This is a genomic window from Marinobacter litoralis (assembly GCF_003336705.1).
GTDB lineage: Bacteria > Pseudomonadota > Gammaproteobacteria > Pseudomonadales > Oleiphilaceae > Marinobacter > Marinobacter litoralis.
This window is the reverse complement of the sequence record NZ_QMDL01000002.1, coordinates 337,564-359,444: the sequence shown is the minus strand read 5'-3', so window position 1 is coordinate 359,444 and position 21,881 is coordinate 337,564. Positions and strand designations below refer to the sequence as shown.

Here is a 21,881-nt window from a genome sequence, read left to right as displayed (position 1 = left end):
TTTTTTGTTTTATAGCGTGCGGCTTTTGAGTTGGCCTGATTGGGTACTGTGAACTGGTTCTCGCTATGGCAAGTTCTCTTACTCAGCTAACGACAACAAGAGAGCAGTATTCTATGAAAAAACATGCACTGATCACCGCTGCCGGCTTAAGTGCTTGCCTTCTTTTCACAACTCCCGCTCAGGCTGGATTGTTTGATACGTTGGGCCTGACCGGTTCGGCAAACACTTCAGGCCAAACCGTTACTCTGCAAGCGGGCGACGCGATTCCCGGTCGATACATTGTGACGCTCGACCCCGCGCTTCCGGACTTGTTGGGGCTGGGTGATTTGACCGCCGGTATTCAGTCGCTGCTGATGGCCGTGGGCGGTGGTGAAGTGGTGCACGTATACCAAACAGCATTGACGGGAGCGGCTTTGGCGCTCACCGAGCAGCAGGCGGATCTTTTGTCTTCGTTGCCGGGTGTATTGAGCGTTGAGCAGGATCGCGTTGTTGCGGCGAACTCGGCAACTCAGCCCGGTGCTACCTGGGGGCTGGATCGCATCGATCAGACAGTTCTTCCCCTGGATGAGCAGTATCGTTACCCGGCTTCCGCGGGTGCTGGTGTCAGCGTGTACGTGATTGATACCGGGCTTCGTGACACCCATCAGGAATTTGCTGGCCGAGTGATTGAAGGTCGTAACTTTGCGGTCAACGATGCCGGCTTTCTAGGATTGGGAGCACTGCCTTTGGTTGGGCCGTTTCTTAACCTGGGTGGTGCGACCGATGCGACAGACACTACTGACTGTAACGGCCACGGCACCCACGTAGCCAGCACTTCAGTGGGCTCAACATACGGTGTGGCCAAACAGGCTTCGATTGCTGCCGTGCGAGTTCTGGATTGCTCCGGTTCCGGTAGCAACGCCGATGTGATTGCCGGTGTTGACTGGGTAGCTGCCAATCACCAGGCTCCGGCGGTTGCGAATATGTCGTTGGGTGGCGGTGCTTCCGAAGCGCTGGATAGCGCGGTGCGTGGCGCCATCGAAGAGGGTGTAACCTTTGTGGTCGCTGCGGGTAATGACGATGCCGATGCGTGCGGCGGTTCTCCGAACCGGGTAGAGCCTGCTATCACTGTGGGTAGTACGACTCGCGATGACCAGCGTTCATCCTTCTCCAACCACGGCCAGTGTTTGGACATTTTTGCACCGGGCTCGGATATTACCGCTGCATGGCATGAGGGCGACAATCAAACGAATACCATCAGTGGTACGTCGATGGCATCGCCGCACGTGGCGGGTGTTTCGGCTTTGATCTTGTCTGAGCAGCCGGGGCTCACGCCAGCTCAGGTTGCGGATGCCGTGATTAATCTGGGTACGGGCAATGTGCTGAACGGTATCAAGGCCGGTTCGCCGAACTTGTTGTTGCGTGCACCGCAGTAACCGTTAAAAAGGCACAAAAAAACCGGAACAATGTTCCGGTTTTTTTGTGCCTGAATTCGCCGTTACGGCTTATCTCAGAACAGTACGCGGGTACGAATCGTGCCCTTAACCTGACGCAGCTTCTCAAGTGCAAGCTCGCCGTAGGCTTTATCGACATCAACAACCACGTAACCAATGTCTTCTTTGGTTTGCAGGTACTGGCCACAAATGTTGATGTTGTTCTCGGAGAACACCTGGTTGATCTCGGACATAACGCCCGGCACGTTCTCGTGAATGTGCAGCAAGCGGTGTTGGTCCGGATGCGAAGGCAGCGCAACTTCCGGGAAGTTCACGGAAGAAACGGAGGTGCCGTTGTCGCTGTACATAGCGAGCTTTTCAGCCACTTCGCGACCGATGTTTTCCTGAGCTTCGATGGTAGAGCCACCCACGTGCGGGGTCAGGATCACGTTATCGAATTCGCGCAGCGGAGAAACAAACTCTTCGTCGTTGGACTTCGGCTCAACCGGGAACACGTCGATGGCAGCACCCAGCAGTTTGCCGGAGCGCAGTGTGTCAGCCAGAGCGTCGATATCGACCACAGTGCCGCGAGAGGCGTTCATCAGGATGGAGCCAGGCTTCATCTGAGCCAGCTGTTCTGCTTTGAACATATACTTGGTGGACGGCGTTTCCGGTACGTGCAAAGAAACCACGTCGGCGATGTTCAGCAGTTCTTTCAAAGAACCGACTTGAGTGGCGTTACCAATCGGCAGCTTGGAAACCACGTCGTAGAAGTACACGTCCATGCCCAGACCTTCGGCCAGAACACTGAACTGAGTACCGATGTTACCGTAACCAATGATGCCCAGCTTCTTGCCACGGATTTCGTAGCTGTCTTTGGCAGACTTCAACCACTCACCGCGGTGCGCTTTGGCACTCTTCTCGGGTACGCCGCGCAACAACAGGATGGCCTGCGCCAGAACCAGTTCAGCTACAGAGCGAGTGTTGGAGAAAGGCGCGTTGAACACCGCGATACCGCGACGGGTTGCGGCCTGCAGGTTAACCTGGTTGGTACCGATGCAGAAGCAGCCCACAGCGACCAGCTTTTTAGCGGACTCAAATACTTTCTCAGTCAACTGAGTGCGAGAGCGAATGCCTACGAAATGCGCATCGGCGATTTTTTCAATCAGCTCTTCTTCAGCGAGTGAATGAGTCAGGTACTCAATATTGGTGTAGCCCGCAGCGTTTAGGGTATCAATGGCAGATTGATGGACGCCTTCCAGCAGCAGGATCCGGATTTTGCTCTTTTCGAGAGACGTATTTGACATGGGCGTGCTTCCGAACCTTTCGTCACGTGAAATGACCTGCGGCCAGGATCGTCGGCCTAGCTCACAGAACAGGGGCGGTATGATACCATAAAGAACGATTTTCACAGTGCGCCGGTTTGCCTGGATCAATTCTTTTTGTATTGATTTTGATCAAACCAGAGCCCAAACCTACGAGACCGACACGCTCATGAGTTCCGAACAGATCATTGCCGCCCTTGAAGAACTGGTTACGACCGCTGAAAACCCGGGCAAAGTACTGACTGATCCTTCCGATCTGGACACCTACGGTAAGGACTGGACCAAAATTTATCCGCCCAAGCCGCTGGCCATTGTTCTGCCGAAAACCACAGAGCAGGTGCAGGCAGTGGTTAAGTTTGCCAACGAGAACAAAATCGGTTTGGTGCCATCGGGCGGGCGCACGGGGTTGAGTGCCGGCGCAGTGGCTGCCAACGGCGAAATCGTAGTGGCGTTCGACAACATGAATCAGGTGCTGGATTTTAACGCCAGCGACCGGACTGTGCGTTGCCAGGCCGGGGTGGTGACCGAGCAACTGCAAAACTTCGCGGAAGATAATGGTCTGTATTACCCCGTGGACTTCGCTTCCGCCGGTTCCAGCCAGCTGGGTGGCAACCTGTCTACCAACGCCGGTGGCATCAAAGTGATTCGTTACGGAATGAGCCGTGATTGGGTGGCCGGCCTGAAGGTAGTGACCGGTAAGGGCGACATACTGGATTTGAACAAAGATCTGGCCAAGAACAACACCGGCTATGATTTGCGCCATCTGTTTATCGGCGCAGAAGGCACCTTGGGCTTCATCACCGAAGCCACCATGAAGCTGACCCGCAAGCCGGATAATCTGACAGTGCTGGTGCTGGGCCTTAACGATCTGGTCAACACCATGGATGTGTTGCAGTCTTTCCAGAGTAAACTGGACCTGACCGCTTACGAATTCTTCTCCCACCAAGCCATGCAACACGTTTTGGCCCACGGCCAGGTTCAGGCGCCGTTTGAAACCGAAGCGCCTTACTATGCGCTTCTGGAATTCGAGGCCGTGTCTGATCAGGTGATGGACGACGCCATGACACTGTTTGAAGAGTGCGTGGAAAAAGGCTGGGTGCTAGACGGTGTCATCAGCCAGAGCGAAACTCAGGCCAACGGCCTGTGGCAGCTACGGGAGCGGATTTCCGAATCCATCGCCCCGCGCATTCCCTACAAGAACGACATTTCTGTAGTGGTTTCCAAGGTGCCGGGCTTCCTGCAGGAAATCGACAGCGTAGTGACCGAGCATTACCCGGATTTCGAAATCATCTGGTTCGGCCACATCGGCGACGGCAACCTGCACCTGAACATTCTGAAGCCTGAAGATATGGCTAAGGAAGACTTCTTCGAGAAGTGCCAGCAGGTAAACAAGTGGGTGTTCGAGATTGTTGAGCGCTACCAGGGAAGTGTGTCTGCGGAGCACGGCGTTGGCATGACAAAAAAGCCGTACTTGCACTACACTCGCAGTGAAGCTGAAATTGCCTACCTTAAAGGTATTAAGCTGGCATTCGACCCGAACGGCATCATGAACCCAGGTAAGATTTTCGACTGATGAAAGAGCATATCGTTGTACTCACCGGCGCTGGTGTCAGCGCCGAAAGCGGTCTTTCCACCTTCCGGGATAACGATGGATTGTGGGAAAAACACAGTGTGTACGACGTAGCCACGCCGGAAGCCTTCCAACGGAACCGTGACCTGGTGCTCCGGTTCTACAACGAACGGCGCCGGCAGCTTCAGGAAGTCGAACCCAATCCGGCTCACCGCTTGCTGGCGGAACTTGAAAGCCGGTACCGGGTTACGGTGATCACTCAAAACGTTGATGACCTGCACGAGCGGGGCGGTTCAACCAATGTGGTGCATTTGCACGGTGAGTTGACCAAAGCGCGAAGCACAGTTGATCCTCAGTTGGTCTACGACATTGGCTACCGTGATATCCAGCCCGGTGACACCTGCGACCGCGGCGGCCAGCTGCGCCCGCATATTGTCTGGTTCGGTGAAGAAGTACCAATGCTGGATGCGGCTGCTGAGTTGGTGGGCACTGCTGACCGCTTGTTGATTATTGGCACGTCTCTGCAGGTGTATCCCGCCGCTGGATTGGTTCATGAAGTGGATATTGATGTGCCGATTACAGTTATCGACCCCGGCGAGCCAGCAACAGTTTCCCGGGCCCGGGTAATCCGAAAAGGCGCCAGTGAAGGCTTGGCAGAGTGGGTGAATGCGTTAGGTTTTAGCGGATAGACTGAAGAGCTTGGGCCCTGTCGGGGGACGCTGTCCAAAAACCGCTCCTTCGGCACGTCCATGTGACGCTTCTGCTCCGCCATCCATGGCTGCGCACATTTTTGGACAGCGTCCCCCGACAGGGCTTGCACCTGATTACATACGCCTCAGCTTTGGAGGTATTTCTCCAGTTCTGTTTTGAATGCAGCTTGCACACCTAGTCGCTTCAACATCCAGTAATGCCCTGCAATCATCCTGTCTATAAAAATGCTTTCGACCGGTGGTTTAAACGAATCCAGGTACTTAAAGACCGTGCTGGTTTTTGCTGCCACTTGCTTGTGGATATCGGCTTCCGCAAAGTCATACGGCTCATCATCCACGAAAGGCACGATCAAGATATCGCGCCACATGGCGTAGTAGGCTTCGTCGATGGCCGGCTGGCTACCTACGCGAGCGCCTAGGTCGATCAGATGTTGATCGAGACTGCTGTAGTCTTCTTCCAGTGCAGAGATGAGAGCTTTCCGGTAAGCCTCCACAATTTCCGGTTTCAGTTTCTTCACGCAGCCAAAATCGTACATGACGATGGTGCCATCTGGCCGGTAGGCAAAGTTGCCTGCGTGCGGATCACCGTGAATGCATTGGAACCGGAACAATTGATCAGCCATGATGGTGAAGATGCGGTGGCCGATGAGGTTCAAGGTTTCCTGAGAGTAGCGGTCAGGTGTGACCTTGCTGATGTGATCGCCTTCGACCAGTTCCAGCGTCAGAACTCGGCGTGTGGAGTGGCTATCGATGACCTTCGGGATGATGACCCAAGGTTGGTCTTTGTGGAATTCACCGAAGATTTTGAGGTTTTGAGCCTCGTTCTCGTAGTCCAGCTCTTCCTTCAGGCGTTCCCGGATTTCTCCGAACAGCAGATCGACGCTTTCTTTTGGCATCTTCAGCAGACCGCCGAGTTTTAACGCCATGCGCAGTTGTTTCAGATCCGAGTCGCAAGATTCGTCAACACCGGGATACTGCACCTTTACAATCACATCTGTGCCATCGTGCATGCGGGCGCGGTGCACCTGGCCGATGGATGCCGAGGCGTAAGGGGTTTCCTGAAGGTATTCGAAGAGTTCGCTGACCGGTTTGCCAAGCTCCGATTCAACCTGCTCCAGAATGACCTCGAACGGCATAGGCGGCGCTTCTTTTTGCAGTTTTTCCAGTGCGTCGGAAAACTCTTTCGGTAAGAAGTCCTGAGTCTGAGAGGCTATCTGGCCTACCTTCATGACGGCGCCTTTCATTTCTCCGAGCGTGTCGGCAATCTGGCTCGCCATGCGGGTGTAGCTTTCGCTTTTCGCGCCTTCATCATCAACGGTGCGAAACAGGCCGCGGGCTTTTTGTCCGGCGTATTCAGTGGCTACGGAAGCGGTCATGCCGGCCAGTTTGAGAAAACGGCCTGAACGTGAAGTGACGGGTTTCTTGGCCATAGTGACGTGCGATTTCCCTAGCTCGGAAGTTTAACCGAAAGCCCATGGCAGCAGCCGATCAGAGGACTTTGGTTTCCACAAACAGTACATCCTCCAGCTCCAATGACAGCGTTTGCCCTGATTCCAGAGGGCCTACGCCTTTTGGGGTGCCGGTCAGCACGACATCGCCCGGGAGCAGTGAGAATTGGCTGCTCATGTGGGCAATGAGCGGTACGATGGTATTGAGCATATCACGGGTATCGCCGGTCTGTTGCCTGCGACCATCGATATCAAGGGTGAAGTGAATATTGTCTCTGGGGAGCTTGTCGGCCGGCACAAAGGGGGATAGCGGGCAGGCACCGTCGAAGGCTTTGGCGCGCTCCCACGGATGACCCTTCTCTTTGAGCTTGGTTTGCAGGTCGCGGAGCGTCAGGTCCAGTGCTAGACCGTAGCCGAGAATCGCCAGTTCGGCTTCGCTGGCAGAGGCGTTGGTCAGTGGTCGTCCAATGAGAACCGCAAGCTCGGTTTCGAAGTGCACCTGACCTTGATCGCGAGGTAGTTCGAGAGGTCGGGTGATGTGAGTCGCTGCGGTGGAAGGTTTGATGAACAGCAGCGGCTCACTGGGTACCGGGTTGTTCAGTTCCCGGGCGTGTTCGGCGTAGTTGCGACCAATGCACACGATTTTACCAAGGGGTAAATGGACCGGTGTGCCGTCTTTCCAAAGGTGTTGATAACCGGGCATGGTCGCCTCCTGACTGAGTGATTATTCTCCTTCGAACGAACACACAGTATAAACCGGCAAGCCTTCTTCCTGCAGCTTAGCGGAACCGCCTAGATCCGGCAGATCGATCATCGCGGCGACTTCTACGATTTCCGCGCCAATACGGCGGATCAGCCGGCTGGCGGCAAGCATGGTGCCACCGGTGGCGATCAGGTCGTCTACCAGCACAACTTTGTCGCCGGCATGGAAGGCATCTTTGTGCAGTTCGACGGACGCGGTGCCGTATTCCAGTTCGTAGTCTTCGACCATGGTGTCGAACGGCAGCTTGCCTTTCTTGCGGACCAGCACGAGCGACGCGTTCAGTTCGTAAGCCAAAGCGGAACCGATGATGAAGCCGCGAGCGTCCACCGCCGCGACGGCATCAATGTGCTGGCCATGGTAGCGGTGCACGAAGGCATCGATCAGTTTACGGAAGGCGGTTTTGTCTTGCAGGACCGTGGTGATGTCACGGAACGACACGCCTTCTTTTGGCCAGTTTGGAACGGTACGGATGGCTTGTTTGATGCTCTGGGAAAAATAATCCATAACTCACCTGTTCTGGATGCGGTTTACGCCACATCCAGGAAAATAAATTTCAGTACGAAAACGATCGCAATAACGGCCACACTCCAGTTCAGGTCCGACCATTTGCCGGCCAGAGCTTTAACGGCCACGTAGGTGATGAAGCCTAGCGCGATGCCGTGAGCAATGGAGAAGGTGAGGGGCATCATCAGTGCTGTCACAATGGCGGGAGCTGTATCCGTGATGTTGTCCCAATCGATCAGCTTCAGGCCGCTGGCCATCAGACAGGCGACATAAACCAAAGCCGGAGCCGTTGCGTAGGGCGGGATGATGCTGGCGATGGGCGAAAACAGCAGGCAGGCCAGGAACAAACCAGCCACAACAACCGCCGTCAAACCGGTGCGGCCACCCGCAGCAATACCAGCGGTTGATTCTACATAACTGGTGGTGGTTGAGGTGCCCAAGGCTGCGCCAGACATGGTGGCGACAGAGTCAGACATCAGGGCGCGGCCCAGGCGGGGCAGTTTGCCGTCTTTGTCCAGCAGGCCGCCACGCTGAGCGGCACCGACCAGAGTGCCAGAGGTATCGAACAAGTCCACAAACAAGAAGGCAAAAATCACGCTGATCATGCCAATGTTCAGGGCGCCCGCCAGATCCAGCTGCATAAAGGTAGGCGCGAGGCTGGGGGGAGCAGACATGAAGCCGTTGTACTCAACCATGCCAAGCATCATGGCAACGGCCGTGACAGCGATGATGCCAATCATCACCGCACCCGTCACCTGACGGTAAGCCAGTGCGCAAATCAGAATGAAACCACCAAAGAACAGGAGGCTTTCTGCGGCAGTAACATCGCCCAGGCTGACCAGGGTAGCTGGGTGGTCCACCACGATGCCGGCGTTCTTCAGGGCGATCAGCGCCAGGAAGAAGCCGATACCGGCGGAGATGCCAAAGCGCAAAGACAGGGGAATGCTGTTAATGATCCATTCCCGAACCTTGAAAATGCTCAACATAAAGAACAGGAAGCCGGAAATGAACACGGCACCCAACGCAACCTGCCAGCTGTAACCCATACTGCCGACAACGGTGAAGGCGAAGAATGCGTTCAAGCCCATGCCGGGAGCCAAGGCGATGGGGTAATTGGCCCATAGGCCCATAATCAGAGTGCCAATGACCGCCGCAAGACACGTTGCAACGAACACGGCGCCGAAGTCCATGCCAGTTGCTGACAGCATGCTGGGGTTGACCACAATGATGTAAGCCATGGTCAGGAAAGTGGTGATGCCTGCGATGACTTCTTTGCGAACGTTGGTGCCGTGGGCTTTGAGTTGGAACAGTCGTTCAAGCATGACGTGGGTCTGCCTCTCGGGGTGCCTGGGGTTGAGGGTGTGAAAAAAACTGATTAAATGCGGAAAAAAAAACGATTTGCGTGAAAAAAATGCAATGTTACCGGCTAGACGGTCCTGCGCCAAGTGATGATTTCGTGCTCAGTTATGAGCCTGATCGCGTTGCAGGCGAATATCAAAGCGCACGGCCAGCATTCGCACCAAAACGATGAACAACAAGCCAATGGTCAGCGCAGTGGTTTCGCTTTCGAGCAGCCACTGGCAAACGAAATACAGCCAGCAGCCAGCAAACGAGATAGAGGCGTAGATCTGGTCTTTTCGGAATATAAAGGGCACCTCATTGCAAAGCGTATCGCGCAAAGCGCCACCGAAGGTGCCTGTCATGACTCCAAGCATGGAGGCGATAAACCAGGAGTGGCCCAAATCCAGTGCCAATTGGGCACCAAGAATGGAGAAAATGCCCAGACCGATGGCATCCGGGAAAACGATCCGAGATTCTTTCAGGCTGTGTGCGCGGCTCCAGTAACTGAAAACAACGGCCATACCCAAAATTAAAATGGGCTGTTCCTGATGCTTGATCCAATACAGCGGATGGTTGTCCATCATCAAATCCCGCAGCGTGCCGCCGCCAAGTGCGGTAATGAAACCGATGGCAAACACCCCGACAGGGTCCATGTTTTTAGAACGCGCAACGATCATTCCGGAAATGGCAAAAGCCACGATGCCAATCATTTCAAGCGCGTAGATGATGTCAAACATGGTGAGCTCTGGGCTGAAAAGGTTCGGTTTAGATGTGTTCGGAACGGGCAGCGCGAAGAATAGCCGAAATTGCCGTTAAATTCATCCAAAATGGCGCGATATGACAGGCCGGAGTTGGCCAGCTGCTATATTAGCTGGGTTTATCGAGCTAGATAAGCGAACTTGATTTGCTTCGCCGTGCAACTCTGTTTAGCTTGAGTTCCATCAATAATAAGCACCTAACAGCCTTGGAGAGATCATGAAAGCAATACTGTGTAAAGAATACGGCCCCGCCGAAAACCTGGTTATTGAAGACGTACCCAGCCCGGAGGTTAAGGGCCGAGGCGTTAAGATTCGGGTTAAGGCTGCCGGTTTGAACTTTCCGGATACGTTGATTATTCAGGGTAAGTATCAGCTGCAACCGCCGATGCCTTTTTCGCCCGGCGGTGAGCTTGCCGGAGAGGTTATAGACGTTGGCGATAAAGTGACTCGCTTCAAAGTCGGCGACCGTGTGGCGGCTTTAACCGGTTGGGGCGCATTTGCCGAAGAGGTGGTGGCACCGGAATCCAACCTTCTGCCGTTGCCTGAAGGTATGCCGTATGAAAAGGCGGCGGGTTTTATGATGGTGTATGGCACGTCTTATTACGCATTAAAGCAGCGTGCCAATATTCAGCCAGGTGAGACTTTGTTGGTGTTGGGCGCTAGTGGTGGTGTGGGCTTGGCCACGGTGGAACTTGGTAAGGCGATGGGCGCGAAGGTTATTGCCGCTGCCAGTACTGCTGAGAAGTTGGCTGTTGCCAAAGCCGCCGGCGCGGATGAGTTGATTAACTATTCCGAAGAGTCGCTAAAAGATGCGATTAAAAAGCTGACGAAAGGTAAGGGTGTAGATGTGGTCTACGACCCGGTGGGTGGAGATTTCACTGAGCAGGCTTTACGCTCGATGGCTTGGAACGGTCGCCATTTGATCATCGGTTTCGCTGCGGGTGATATTCCGAAAGTACCGGCGAATCTGACGTTGCTGAAGGGCTGTTCGGTAGTGGGTGTGTTTTGGGGCAGCTTTACCCAGCGAGAGCCGGAGGTCAGCGCTCAGAACATGATGGAGCTCCTTAAACTCTACGCCGAGGGCAAAATCGATCCGAAAGTCAGCGAAGTGTTTGCGTTCGAGCAGTACGCTGAGGCATTAGGGGCGTTGTCGGGGCGCCGGGCTACCGGGAAGATTGTTCTTAACGTGGGTGCTTGATTTAGGTTTGGGCACTTGTGCGGAAGTTTGATGGTGAGAGTGGGGCCGAAGAACGACCCCACCACCAATCAGAACCGAACGTCACCAGCATCAATATCAGCAATCAGCTCTGGAGTGACCTTGGTATAGCCAGACGCTTTCGGAAGCCAAACGTAAACCTCGTCATCCGGACGGTCTAGTGAATAACCCAGTTTCTGAATGTCCACTTTGCGGTATTTAAAGGTGCCTGTTTTCTCGATGGCCTGAGTGACCCGAATAAATACCGGAACCGCATAAGCCGGCAAATTCTCTTGCAGGTAAGCCAGCAGCTTGTCGGCATCAAAGTCACCGCTGGTTTTTTGCGGAACCAGCGTTACCATGCCGGCTTTGCCGTTGGTGTGAGGGATTTCAACACCGTAAACGATCGCTTCTTCGACCATGCCGGAGCCGTCAATGATGTTCTCCACCTCGTTGGTGGACACGTTCTCGCCTTTCCAGCGGTAGGTGTCGCCCATACGGTCCACGAACTGCAAGTGGCGGAAGCCGATTTCCCGCAACACATCGCCAGTGTTGAACCAGGAATCTCCTTTTTTGAAGCCATCCCGCAGGATCGACTTTTCGGTCGCTTCTTTTTGGGTGTAGCCCTCAAACGCCCACTTCTTGGTGATCTCGCCGAGCAGAAGACCGGGTTCGCCTTTCTCGACTTCTTCCAGAAAACCCTTTTCATTACGAATCGGGTCGCGGGTGCCATCGTGGAATTTTACCAAGCGGTAAGGGGCCGTCGAAAAGCCCACGGTGTTATCCATGTTGAAAAAGTTCGAGAACCCGATGTTGCCTTCGGAAGACGCATAAAGTTCGGCCACTGTTTCAATGCCGAACCGCTCTTTGAACTCTTTCCAGATGGACGGGCGCAAACCGTTACCGATCATCTTGGTCAGCGGGTGGTTGCGGTCCTGGGCACTGGCGGGTTGGTTCAGCAGGTAGCGGCAGAGTTCGCCAACGTAACCGAAGGTGGTGGCCTTGTACTTGCGCACGTCGTCCCAGAAGGCGCGGGCAGAGAATTTTCTGCGCAGTGCGATGGCGGAACCGCCAGCCAATACCGAACCCCAGCAAACCAACAACGCAGTGCCGTGGTAAAGCGGAAGGGTACAATAAAGCACGTCTTCCGGCTTCATGTTCAGTGATAGCATGCCGAAGCCGCCGTAGGCGCGCACAAACTTACGGTGTGAACCCGGCGCAGCTTTCGGGAGCCCGGTGGTGCCAGAGGTGTACAGGTACACCGCGGTGTCGCCCATCAGCACGGGCTGATTGAGTTCGGGCAGGGTAGATGGGAACTTGCTGACTTCAAGAGCGAGGTTTGTGTAACCCTCGGGCGCGTCACCAAAGATGTTCCGGGTGTTGGTGTCTGCCAGATACAGCATCGGGTTGTCGTGAGCCAGTTTGATGTCGGAGCGAACCCCCTCTGCCTGTTCAACCAGCTCTTCACCGACCACGAACATTTTCGGTTCGATCAAGTTAATGCTGTGGGCCAGCACTTTACCTTTCTGGGAGGTGTTCAGCATGGCGCACGCCACACCGATTTTGGCTGCACCGGCCACGACGGCCAGCAGTTCCGGGCGGTTTTCGAGCATCACGGCGATGGCATCGCCTTTTACCAGCCCCTGATTTTTAAGGTAGTGCGCAATGCGGTTGCTCCAGGCATCAAACTCTTGCCAGGTCACCGTCAGATCGTCACAGAGGATTGCCGGCCGGTTCGGATATTTCCGAGTGTTCCGGGCAATCAGTTTGTTCAGGTTCAGGTCTTTTTCATTGTCTTTGGCGAGGTAATAGTAGAGCCCTCGTGCAATTGAAGGGAAACGGCCGAGCACCGGGGGGATGCTGCGCATCATGTCGCGGGTGGAGATTATGTCTTGACTCATTATTATTTCATTCCCTTCGTCACGAGAGCCTACGTTGTGCTCACGAATTATGTTGTGTGTTAAGCGTCTTCGGGCGCCAGTTCAACCAACAGTTGGCTGCGCTTTACCTGATCCCCGGTATTGGTGTGCAGGCCAGCCACGACACCGTCCCGGTCTGCTTTGACGGGGTGCTCCATTTTCATTGCTTCCAGCACCACAAGAGTCTGGCCTTGGGTAACGGTTTCACCTTCATTAACGAGTACGTCGATGATGGCACCGTCCATCGCGGCTTGTATGCGGCCACTGCCGGCTCCTTGGGCACCTGCTGCTGGTTGATGTGTGCGGTCAACAATAGCCCACGAGCGTCCGAAAGCTTGTAAATATAGGGAATCACCGGTCTGGTGATATTGGCACCGGTGACGAACGCCATTGTCGATAATGCACAGCAGCCCCGGCTGGTGGCTTTGGAGTTGCAGCTCATATTGCGCCTCTTCGTGGGAGACAATGAGCTTTTGACCGGATCGACGAACGAGCAGTTCGACGGTTTCGTCCTGTACTTCAAGGCTCATGGGCATCACGGTCGCAGGGGCGTTACTCCAGCCATGTTGGCCCGAAGTGCCGAGGCTGAGTGCGCAGGCGCTGAGCGCCAGTTCGCGAATGCTGAGTGCTTGTGGTGCGAGCGACGGGTCGTCTTTGAACGACTGCTGGAGGAAGGCGGTTGTGGCTTCTCCGGCACCAAAGGTTTCATCGGCAATGATGCGGCTCAGGAAGTGGCGGTTGGTAGTCACGCCGAATACGGTGGTGTCTTCCAGTGCACGAATCAACCTGCGACGCGCTTCGTCGCGGTTTTGGCCCCAGGCGATCACTTTTGCCAACATGGGGTCGTAGTGAGGGCTGACCACATCGCCGGAACGTACGCCGGTATCGAAACGCAGGCCTTCACCCGTGGCTGGCGAGAACTGGTGCAGGGTGCCGGTTTGCGGCGTGAAGTCGGTTGCGGGATCTTCCGCGTACAGCCGCACTTCGATGGCATGGCCGTTGAGCTGGATCTCTTCCTGTGCCAGCGGCAGAGTCTGGCCTTCCGCGACCATAAGCTGCCAGGCGACGAGGTCTTGGCCGGTGATCAGTTCGGTAACCGGGTGCTCTACCTGCAGACGGGTGTTCATTTCCAGGAAGTAGAAGTTGCGGTCTTTATCGACGAGGAATTCGACCGTGCCGGCGCCTTCGTAGCCGCAGGCCAAGGCTGCTTTCACCGCGGCTTCGCCCATGGCTTGGCGGAGTTCCGGGGTGACGAAAGGCGAGGGCGCTTCTTCGACGACTTTCTGGTGCCGGCGCTGAACGGAGCAATCTCGCTCTCCTAGGTAGACGGCGTTGCCGTGGCGGTCCGCGAAGACCTGGATTTCGACGTGGCGAGGTTCGATCACGGCTTTTTCGATGATCATTTCGTCGTCGCCGAAGGCTTGTTTGGCTTCGGAGCGCGCGCGTTTGATGCTGTCGGCCAGTTGGTTTTGGTCTTCGACCAGTCGCATACCGCGGCCACCGCCGCCGGCAGAGGCTTTGAGCATGAGGGGTACGCCGATGTCTTTGGCGGCTGCGATGAGTTCTTCATCGCTGGCGTTGTTACCTTCAAAGCCCGGGACGACGGGGACGCCGGCTTCTTGCATGGCGATTTTGGAGCGGCGCTTGCTGCCCATCAGTTCGATGGCGTTTTCCGGTGGGCCGACGAAGATCAGGCCGGCTTGTTTGATGGCTTTTGCGAAGCCGGCGTTTTCGGACAGGAAGCCGTAGCCGGGGTGGATGCAGTCGGCGCCGGTTTTCTTGGCGGCATCCAGGATTGCCTCTGCGTTCAGGTAAGAGGCGGAGACTTGTGCCGGGCCGATGCAAACGGCTTCGTCGGCTTGTTCAACGTGCAGGGCGTTGGCGTCGGCTTCTGAGTAGACGGCGACGGTCCGGTATCCGAGCGCTTTGGCGGTTTGGATAACTCTGCAGGCGATTTCGCCACGGTTTGCGATGAGTAGTTTTTTTAGCATTTGCATGATCTCTTACCTTGGAGCTCGTCCGCGTAGGTGTAGGTGGTTCTCCAGAAAACCGCTCCTTCGGCACATCCATGTGGCGCTTCTGCTCCGCCATCCATGGCTACGCACATTTTCTGGAGAACCACCTACACCTACGCTCCCGCTGACTCTGTTAAACCGTTATCGTCGCTACCAGAAGTCCAAGCAGCGATGCTTTTGTTTTTAGTTACTGGCCCACCTAGGCTCACGCTTCTGCACAAAGGCCATAGTGCCTTCGGCGCCTTCCGGGCCGCGCACGGCGGTGGAGAACATCTCGGCCGCATCGTCCAGCAAATCGCTCATGTTTTCGTTGCCGACTCTGTGCAGAAGCGCTTTGGTCTGGGCGGTTGCGTTTGGGGCACAGAGGCGGGCTCGGTCGAGTGCAGCGGCTAACAACGTCTCGATATGCTCTTCGTTCCCGGCCACTTCGTGCACGATGCCCAGGCGCTGTGCTTCTTGAGCATCCACACGCAGGCCGAGCAGGGCCAATCGACGGGCCTGGGTCAGGCCAGTTCGGGCAACCACGAAGGGGGCGATCTGAGCGGGGATGATGCCCAGTGTGGTTTCGGGCATGCCGAACCTGGCGGTGGGACCGGCAATGGCGAGGTCGGAAACACACGCCAATCCGAAACCGCCGCCCATGACCGCGCCTTCGGTGATGGCGATGACGATTTTGGAGGATTCGTTGACCTGTTGAATCATTTCGCCGAAGGCTCGGTTCAGTTTGTAGAACGGGTTGTCGCGGCCTTCGCCTTCCTGATTTTTAGCGCCGGCCATGTCTTTGATGTCGCCGCCGGCACAGAAGTGGCCACCGGCACCACGGATGACGACGGCTCTGATGGTGTTGTTGTTTTCAACCTGGGTGAAAATGGCCGAGAGTTCGTCGACCATTTTCAGGCTCATGGCGTTCCGGACTTCAGGCCGGTTGATGGTGACCATTAACGCCGGACCGCGTTGCTCGAGGGCGAGGGTTTCGCAATTTGGTAATAGCTGTTCCATAAGGACTCCACGCATTTTGTCTGGGGGCAGCCGCGGGGTGGTGCTTTCCGGGACCGTTGAGGGCCAAGGACGGCCCGAAACGAGCCTACAGGGACGTACTTGTAGCGTGTCCCGGAAAGCACCGCCCCGTGGCTGGCCTTCCTCCTGTTAGATGCCTTAGCCTTTTTGCTTGCCCGGCAAGATGTTCATGGTCTTGCAGATAATGCCAAGCATGATTTCGTCGGCACCGCCGCCAATGGAAACCAGACGTACGTCCCGGTAAGCGCGGGCGAGCGGGTTTTCCCACATGTAACCGTTACCACCCCAGTATTGCAGGCAGGTGTCTGTGACTTCACGGCCTAAGCGGCCGGCTTTGAGCTTGGCCATAGACGCAAGTTGGGTGACATCTTTGCCAGCAATGTGCAGCTCACAGGCTTTGTAGGTGAGGGCGCGCAACGCCTCCACTTCGGTTTGCAGCTCTGCCAAACGGAAATGGATGTACTGATTGTTGATCAAGGGCTGGCCGAAGGTTTTGCGCTCCTGACAGTACTCGATGGTCTGCTCAATGCAGCTTTCCAGCGCTTTGATGACGTTTGCCGCGCCCCACATGCGCTCTTCCTGAAACTGGATCATCTGACACATGAAACCCGTGCCTTCTGCACCAATACGGTTGCGCTGTGGCACCCGCACGTCGTCGAAGAATACCTGTGCGGTTTCCGAGGAGCGCATGCCCAGCTTGTTCAGGTGCGGGCTCAACGTGATGCCTGGTGTGCTCATGGGAACCACAATCAGGGTTTTGTTCTTATGTGGCTGATCGTCACTGGTGTTGGCCAGCAAGCAGATGAAGTCGGCTTTCGGGGAGTTGGTGATCCACATCTTCGAACCATTGATGATGTAGTCATCGCCGTCTTTCTTGGCCGTGGTTTTAAGGCCAGCAACATCAGACCCGGCGCCCACTTCACTGACACCGATAGAGCCGATCAGCTCACCCGTAATAGCCGGAGTCAAAAAGTTACGCTTCAGTTCGTCGGAGCCAAAGCGGGCAATCGCCGGCGTACACATGTCAGTTTGCACACCGATAGACAGAGGAACACCGCCGCACTTGGCCATGCCCAGCTCTTCCGCTGCAACCAGGTTGTAGCTGTAGTCCAAACCCATGCCGCCGTATTCTTCGGGCTTTTGAATGCCCAGCAGGCCCAGGTTGCCGAGTTTTTTGAACACATCGCGAATCGGGTATTCGCCGGCTTCTTCCCATTCATCAACGTATGGATTGATTTCTTTTTCGACGAAATCTCTTACGGTTTTTCTAAGGGCATCGTGCTCTGATGTGAAATTCATGGGTACTCTCCTGCTCTAATTCACGGTTGTTCTGTTTGTGTTGTTCGAATTAAAAACGTGCCACGCCATAGACATTCGGTCGCAACGGACGCTGCTCGGCTTCGCGGCAGACGGACAGAGCGGTTGCCAGTACCCGGCGGGTGTCTCTCGGGTCGATCAGGCCGTCATCCCACAGTCGCGCGGTGCCAAACAAGGCCGTGGAGCCTTCTTCGAGTTTTTTGGCGGTTGCCTGCTCCAGAAATTCGAGGGTCTTTTCATCGGGCTCTTTGCCGCTTTTGCGCTGTTTCTCTTCGGCCACAATTCGCAATACCTTGCCAGCTTGGGCCGGGCCCATGACGGCGGTTCGGCTGTTGGGCCAGGCGAAGATGAATCTGGGGTCCAGGCCGCGGCCGCACATGGCGTAGTTGCCGGCGCCGTAGGAACCGCCTACCACCACGGCAATTTTGGGTACACGGCAGTTGGCGACGGCCTGAAGCATTTTTGAGCCGTGTTTGATAATGCCGTTCTGCTCGGAGTGGGTGCCCACCATGAACCCGGTGGTGTTGTGCAGGAAGACGATGGGCGTGCCGGCCTGATCACACAACTGGATAAATTGGGCCGCTTTCGTAGCACCGGCGGTGGTAATCGGGCCGTTGTTGCCGATGATGCCGACACTGTGGCCTTTAATACGGATGGTGCCGCACACAGTTTGGTTGTCGTATTCGTTCTTGAAGTCGAGGAAGCGAGAGCCATCGCTGATTCGGGCGATGATTTCGCGCACGTCATAAGGCTTCTTGGCATCGGCCGGAATCACGCCAATCAGTTCATCCGCCGGGTACAGCGGCTCGTCCCAGCTAACCTCCCGCTGCACAGGGAGCTGATCGTTCCAGGGTAGGGCGCCCATAATCTCCCGGGCCTGGCGAATACCGTCAGCATCGTCTTCAGCTAGATACTCAGCCGTTCCGGCAACCGTCGCGTGCATTTCCGCACCGCCGAGCTCCTCGTCGTTGGCGATTTCACCGGTGGCCGCTTTCAGCAGCGGAGGACCAGCAAGGAACATTTTTGCTTTATCACGCACGGTGATGACGTAATCCGACAGGCCGGGCTGATAGGCACCCCCCGCTGTGGCGTTACCGTGGACAACCGTAACCTGCGGAATACCCGCTGCTGACAACCGCGCCTGATTGGCAAAGCCCCGGGCGCCGGGCACGAAAATATCCGTGGCGTAATTCAGGTTGGCACCGCCAGATTCGGACAGTGACACGATGGGCAGTTTGTTTTCCTTGGCAATCTCATGCAGCCGAAGAGTTTTATCCAGACCGGCAGGCGTAATGGTGCCGCCCTTGATGGCGCTGTTGCTGGCGACCACCAAGCACCGGATACCCGCCACCCGGCCAATACCGGCAATAATGCCACCGCCGGCCATGGAACCGTCTTTGTCGTCGTGCATCTGATAGCCAGCCAGAGAACAAAGCTCTAAAAACTCACTGCCACGGTCCAGCAACCGGTTAATGCGGTCCCGGGGGAGAAGTTTGCCCCGCTTGGTGAACTTTTCCCGGGCAGCTTCTGCCAGATCCAAAACCTTTTGCTCGACATCACGAAAGGTTTTGATATGGGCTTCCATGGCTTCCGCGTTCGCCTGAAACTCGCTGGACTGGGGGGTAATGGTTGACTCTAGTACCTGCATGTAATGATCCTCAGTCTTCCGACAATACTTTAGGGGTCGTCGCTCGGTGGAAGCCGTTGTACGGCTCATTATTCTTGGCGTTCGGCATGGGCCAAATGCGGCTGCCCTGAGAGCCCCCTCCGTCGATGCGCCAGCAGTCACCGCTGATAAACGCCGCGCCTTCGCTCAGTAAGAAACAAATCACCGAACTGACCTCCGACTCCGTACCCATACGCTTAATGGGAACCGCATCGGCCAGGCTGCGAATCCATGACTTCATGTGCGCGGGATAGTTATCCATGCCGCTGGAAGCTATCCAGCCCGGCGCAACCGCATTCACCCGAACGCCCGACGGAGCCCATTCCACGGCGGCGGTTTGGGTGAAATTCACCATGCCCGCCCGAGCAGCCCCGGAATGTCCCATGCCGGGCATTCCGCCCCACATATCAGCAACAATATTGACGATCGAACCGCCGGTTTTGCTGAGCGCCTGAGTGTAGGCTTCGCGTGCCATCAGAAATCCGCCAGTCAGATTGGTACGCACCACCGTTTCCCAGCCCTTCTGGTTAATTCCCGTCAGTGGCGAAGCAAACTGACCACCGGCGTTGTTCACCAACCCGTCCAACCGGCCGTGTTCGGCAATAATGGCTTTAACCGTGGCCCGCACAGACTCTTCCTCGCGAATGTCGCAAGAATGAGCACTGGCCGTGCCATCATCCTCTTCGATCTCTGCTTTGACGGCATCGACCTTTTCCTGTTTGCGGCCAACTAGTGCAACCTGTGCGCCCAGGGCAGCCAGTTCGTGAGCGGTGCACCGACCTATACCGGAGCCGCCACCGGTGACGATGTAAACCCGGCCTTCAAATAGCCCGGGTCGTAAAACGGATTGGTAGCTCATAAGCAATTTCCTGTTTAAACCTGATGAATCCATATACAGCGTTTGTGCGCCTCGCCGGAGGAGGGCTGTGCAAAAATGTGCGGAGCCATGGATGGCGGAGCCCAAGCGCCACATGGATGTGCCGAAGGAGCGTTTTTTGAACAGTCCTCCTCCGGCGGGGTGCTTGCACCGAATTAAGACTCAAAAAGTTGCGATGGCACCGGCACTGGAAACTCCAGAAGCTGCTGGGCAAACGCCTTACCTTGTGGGTCAATCCGCAAGCTGGCGATACCGCCACCACCCAGACTGTGCTCCAGCAAGAAGTTAAACGCATTCAGCCCCGGCAAAGCCCACCGAGTCACCTTGCCGGACTCCGGATTCAGCGTATGCGCCATCCATTCGGCAACTGCCTCTTCTGTCAGCGCGGCCTGAATGTACGGCACGAACTCCGCTTCCCGTGCAATCACACCAATATTGCTGTGATCGCCCTTGTCCCCGGAGCGCGCCCACGCCAACCGAACCAGAGGAGCCGTCGTATCCGTTGAAACCTCAACGTTGTCCTGCGGTTCGGGCGCCAGCTGAGCGGGGTCAAAGCTGCCATCACAGGCAACATCGACAGGCACAGCTTCGCCGCCGATATCCACCGACACAACCACCTCGGATTTCGGAACCAAACACGAATAAAGACGAATCTTGGGGAGCACAGAAGGGCGACCGCCGACAATGCCGGTCAGGCCGGGGGCCATACCAGTCGCAGCTTGGGCAATCTCTCTCGAAAACAGCACCAAGGCTTCCTTTTTGGGATGGGCTGCAGAAATTTTGACGATTACTTCCCGAGTGTCGCTGCGACGGCCATGAGGGCCGTAAGTCGCTTCGGTACCCAGCAGCTCAATGCTGGTTTCGGAATAGCCTGGCAAGCCTTTGTCTGCAAACATCGCCGATGTTTTGGCCAGAATAGCGTCCGCAACCTTCTGGGCTTTGGCTGGCGCGTCGATACCCCCTAGCAGGAAAGACGCAGTACATTTGAAGCCATCGGGCCAGGTGCCAGACACCTTGTAGCTGTCGGTGGGCTCCAACCCTGTCGCACGGGACACGTGAACCCGGTTCGGCGCAATTTCATCCAGCTTAACTTGCGTAAAATCGCAGGTAACATCGGGCAGCAGATACGCTCTTGGATCTCCGATTTCGTAAACCAGTTGTTCAGCAACCGTGCCGCGGCTAACCAAACCTCCGGTATGGTCGGGCTTGGTCATAACAAAATCGCCACTGGCGCTGACCTCGGCAATTGGAAAGCCCATATTGGTAAAGCCGTCTGCAACGGCTTCCCAATCGGTAAAATTGCCTCCAGTAGACTGAGCACCGCATTCCAGCAAATGCCCGGCAAGACTGCCTTGGGCCAGTTTGTCGTAATCGTCCCACTGCCAGCCAAATTCATGCACCAGCGGCGCCAGCACCAATGCGCTATCGGCTACGCGACCGGTCAGAACAATATCGGCGCCCTGGTCCAGTGCCGCGGCCAGGCCAGGTGCGCCGAGGTAGGCGTTCAGGCTGACCATCATGGCCGGGAAAGGCTGGCCGGTGGTCATTTCCGTAATGCCATCATCCGCCAGCTTCTTCTTTTTGGTGATCAGATCGTCGCCGAGTACCAGTGCGATCTTCAGGTCCACACCTGCCTCTTCGCACAGTGCCTGAAGCGCATCACGGCAGGCAATCGGGTTAACACCACCGGCGTTGGCCAGAACCCGTATCCCTTTTGCTTTGATGTCGGCAAGCAGCGGGCCCATGACCGTTTGAACGAAATCCCGGGCGTAACCCTGGGACGGGTCTTTCATCTTCTGACCGGCCATGATCGACATGGTCACTTCGGCGAGGTAGTCGGCCACCAGATAGTCGATGTTGCCCTGGTGTACCAGTTGGGCGGCCGCAGTTTCGGTATCACCCCAGAATGCCGAAGAGCAGCCGATGCGGATGGTTTTGTTGGCTTCTGACATGTTGTTGGTCCCGTTTTTTTTAGCGTTTTAACGTGGATCTTCAGTGAATGGTCTCAACGTTACCAAGCAAGCGCTTGGTTTGTAAATAGGCG

Annotated in this window: 17 protein-coding genes; 4 read left to right on the top strand and 13 right to left on the bottom strand. The window is 55.9% G+C overall.

The features are described from left to right. Nucleotides 1-113: 113 nt before the first annotated feature. The gene (locus DOQ08_RS07050; protein ID WP_114334205.1) at nucleotides 114-1,415 is read left to right on the top strand and encodes a S8 family peptidase; all 1,302 of its coding nucleotides are present in this window, start codon (nucleotides 114-116) and stop codon (nucleotides 1,413-1,415) included. A 74-nt stretch (nucleotides 1,416-1,489) separates the two neighbouring features. Here the strand turns inward: DOQ08_RS07050 and serA are convergent, their stop codons facing one another. Further along, nucleotides 1,490-2,719 (bottom strand): phosphoglycerate dehydrogenase, encoded by a 1,230-nt coding sequence (gene serA / locus DOQ08_RS07045; RefSeq protein WP_114334204.1) that lies wholly within the window; start codon nucleotides 2,717-2,719, stop codon nucleotides 1,490-1,492. A 187-nt stretch (nucleotides 2,720-2,906) separates the two neighbouring features. On the opposite strand from serA, the gene DOQ08_RS07040 reads away from it, so the two are divergent. Both DOQ08_RS07040 and DOQ08_RS07035 read left to right on the top strand, forming a co-directional pair. Next, nucleotides 2,907-4,310: an FAD-binding oxidoreductase gene (locus tag DOQ08_RS07040; protein ID WP_114334714.1), complete on the top strand. Its 1,404-nt coding sequence runs from the start codon at nucleotides 2,907-2,909 to the stop codon at nucleotides 4,308-4,310. Continuing rightward, on the top strand, nucleotides 4,310-4,996 hold the full coding sequence (locus DOQ08_RS07035; protein ID WP_114334203.1) for an SIR2 family NAD-dependent protein deacylase: 687 nt from the start codon (nucleotides 4,310-4,312) through the stop codon (nucleotides 4,994-4,996). Before DOQ08_RS07040 ends, DOQ08_RS07035 begins: the two co-directional genes overlap by 1 nt. A 146-nt stretch (nucleotides 4,997-5,142) precedes the next feature. Here DOQ08_RS07035 and DOQ08_RS07030 read toward each other — a convergent pair whose 3' ends face one another. The 5 genes from DOQ08_RS07030 to DOQ08_RS07010 form a co-directional block, all read right to left on the bottom strand. Continuing rightward, nucleotides 5,143-6,447, bottom strand: coding sequence for an ABC1 kinase family protein (locus tag DOQ08_RS07030; protein ID WP_114334202.1), 1,305 nt, complete (start codon nucleotides 6,445-6,447; stop codon nucleotides 5,143-5,145). A 58-nt stretch (nucleotides 6,448-6,505) separates the two neighbouring features. After that, on the bottom strand, nucleotides 6,506-7,168 hold the full coding sequence (locus DOQ08_RS07025; protein WP_114334201.1) for a fumarylacetoacetate hydrolase family protein: 663 nt from the start codon (nucleotides 7,166-7,168) through the stop codon (nucleotides 6,506-6,508). A 21-nt stretch (nucleotides 7,169-7,189) separates the two neighbouring features. Continuing rightward, complete coding sequence (locus DOQ08_RS07020; RefSeq protein ID WP_114334200.1) at nucleotides 7,190-7,732, bottom strand: adenine phosphoribosyltransferase; 543 nt, start codon at nucleotides 7,730-7,732, stop codon at nucleotides 7,190-7,192. Between the two features lie 23 nt (nucleotides 7,733-7,755). Further along, nucleotides 7,756-9,054: an NCS2 family permease gene (locus DOQ08_RS07015; RefSeq protein WP_114334199.1), complete on the bottom strand. Its 1,299-nt coding sequence runs from the start codon at nucleotides 9,052-9,054 to the stop codon at nucleotides 7,756-7,758. Nucleotides 9,055-9,192: 138 nt separating this feature from the next. Further along, nucleotides 9,193-9,810 (bottom strand): trimeric intracellular cation channel family protein, encoded by a 618-nt coding sequence (locus DOQ08_RS07010; protein WP_114334198.1) that lies wholly within the window; start codon nucleotides 9,808-9,810, stop codon nucleotides 9,193-9,195. Between the two features lie 238 nt (nucleotides 9,811-10,048). Between DOQ08_RS07010 and DOQ08_RS07005 the strand changes: the two genes are divergently transcribed. Beyond that, nucleotides 10,049-11,029 (top strand): NADPH:quinone oxidoreductase family protein, encoded by a 981-nt coding sequence (locus DOQ08_RS07005; RefSeq protein WP_114334197.1) that lies wholly within the window; start codon nucleotides 10,049-10,051, stop codon nucleotides 11,027-11,029. A gap of 68 nt (nucleotides 11,030-11,097) precedes the next feature. Here DOQ08_RS07005 and DOQ08_RS07000 read toward each other — a convergent pair whose 3' ends face one another. From DOQ08_RS07000 to DOQ08_RS06970, 7 genes are all read right to left on the bottom strand, one after another. Beyond that, entirely contained in the window at nucleotides 11,098-12,927 is a 1,830-nt protein-coding gene (locus tag DOQ08_RS07000; RefSeq protein ID WP_114334196.1) for a long-chain-acyl-CoA synthetase, read from the bottom strand. A gap of 59 nt (nucleotides 12,928-12,986) precedes the next feature. After that, the gene (locus DOQ08_RS06995; RefSeq protein ID WP_114334713.1) at nucleotides 12,987-14,936 is read right to left on the bottom strand and encodes an acetyl/propionyl/methylcrotonyl-CoA carboxylase subunit alpha; all 1,950 of its coding nucleotides are present in this window, start codon (nucleotides 14,934-14,936) and stop codon (nucleotides 12,987-12,989) included. 207 nt (nucleotides 14,937-15,143) lie between these two features. After that, nucleotides 15,144-15,959 (bottom strand): enoyl-CoA hydratase/isomerase family protein, encoded by an 816-nt coding sequence (locus tag DOQ08_RS06990; RefSeq protein ID WP_114334195.1) that lies wholly within the window; start codon nucleotides 15,957-15,959, stop codon nucleotides 15,144-15,146. 156 nt (nucleotides 15,960-16,115) lie between these two features. Beyond that, on the bottom strand, nucleotides 16,116-17,276 hold the full coding sequence (locus DOQ08_RS06985) for an acyl-CoA dehydrogenase family protein (RefSeq protein ID WP_114334194.1): 1,161 nt from the start codon (nucleotides 17,274-17,276) through the stop codon (nucleotides 16,116-16,118). A gap of 49 nt (nucleotides 17,277-17,325) precedes the next feature. After that, complete coding sequence (locus DOQ08_RS06980) at nucleotides 17,326-18,942, bottom strand: acyl-CoA carboxylase subunit beta (protein WP_114334193.1); 1,617 nt, start codon at nucleotides 18,940-18,942, stop codon at nucleotides 17,326-17,328. A gap of 10 nt (nucleotides 18,943-18,952) precedes the next feature. After that, nucleotides 18,953-19,819, bottom strand: coding sequence for an SDR family oxidoreductase (locus DOQ08_RS06975; protein WP_114334192.1), 867 nt, complete (start codon nucleotides 19,817-19,819; stop codon nucleotides 18,953-18,955). A gap of 173 nt (nucleotides 19,820-19,992) precedes the next feature. Continuing rightward, a complete protein-coding gene (locus tag DOQ08_RS06970; RefSeq protein WP_114334191.1) occupies nucleotides 19,993-21,789 on the bottom strand; it encodes an acyclic terpene utilization AtuA family protein in 1,797 nt (598 codons plus the stop codon). Nucleotides 21,790-21,881: the final 92 nt, after the last annotated feature.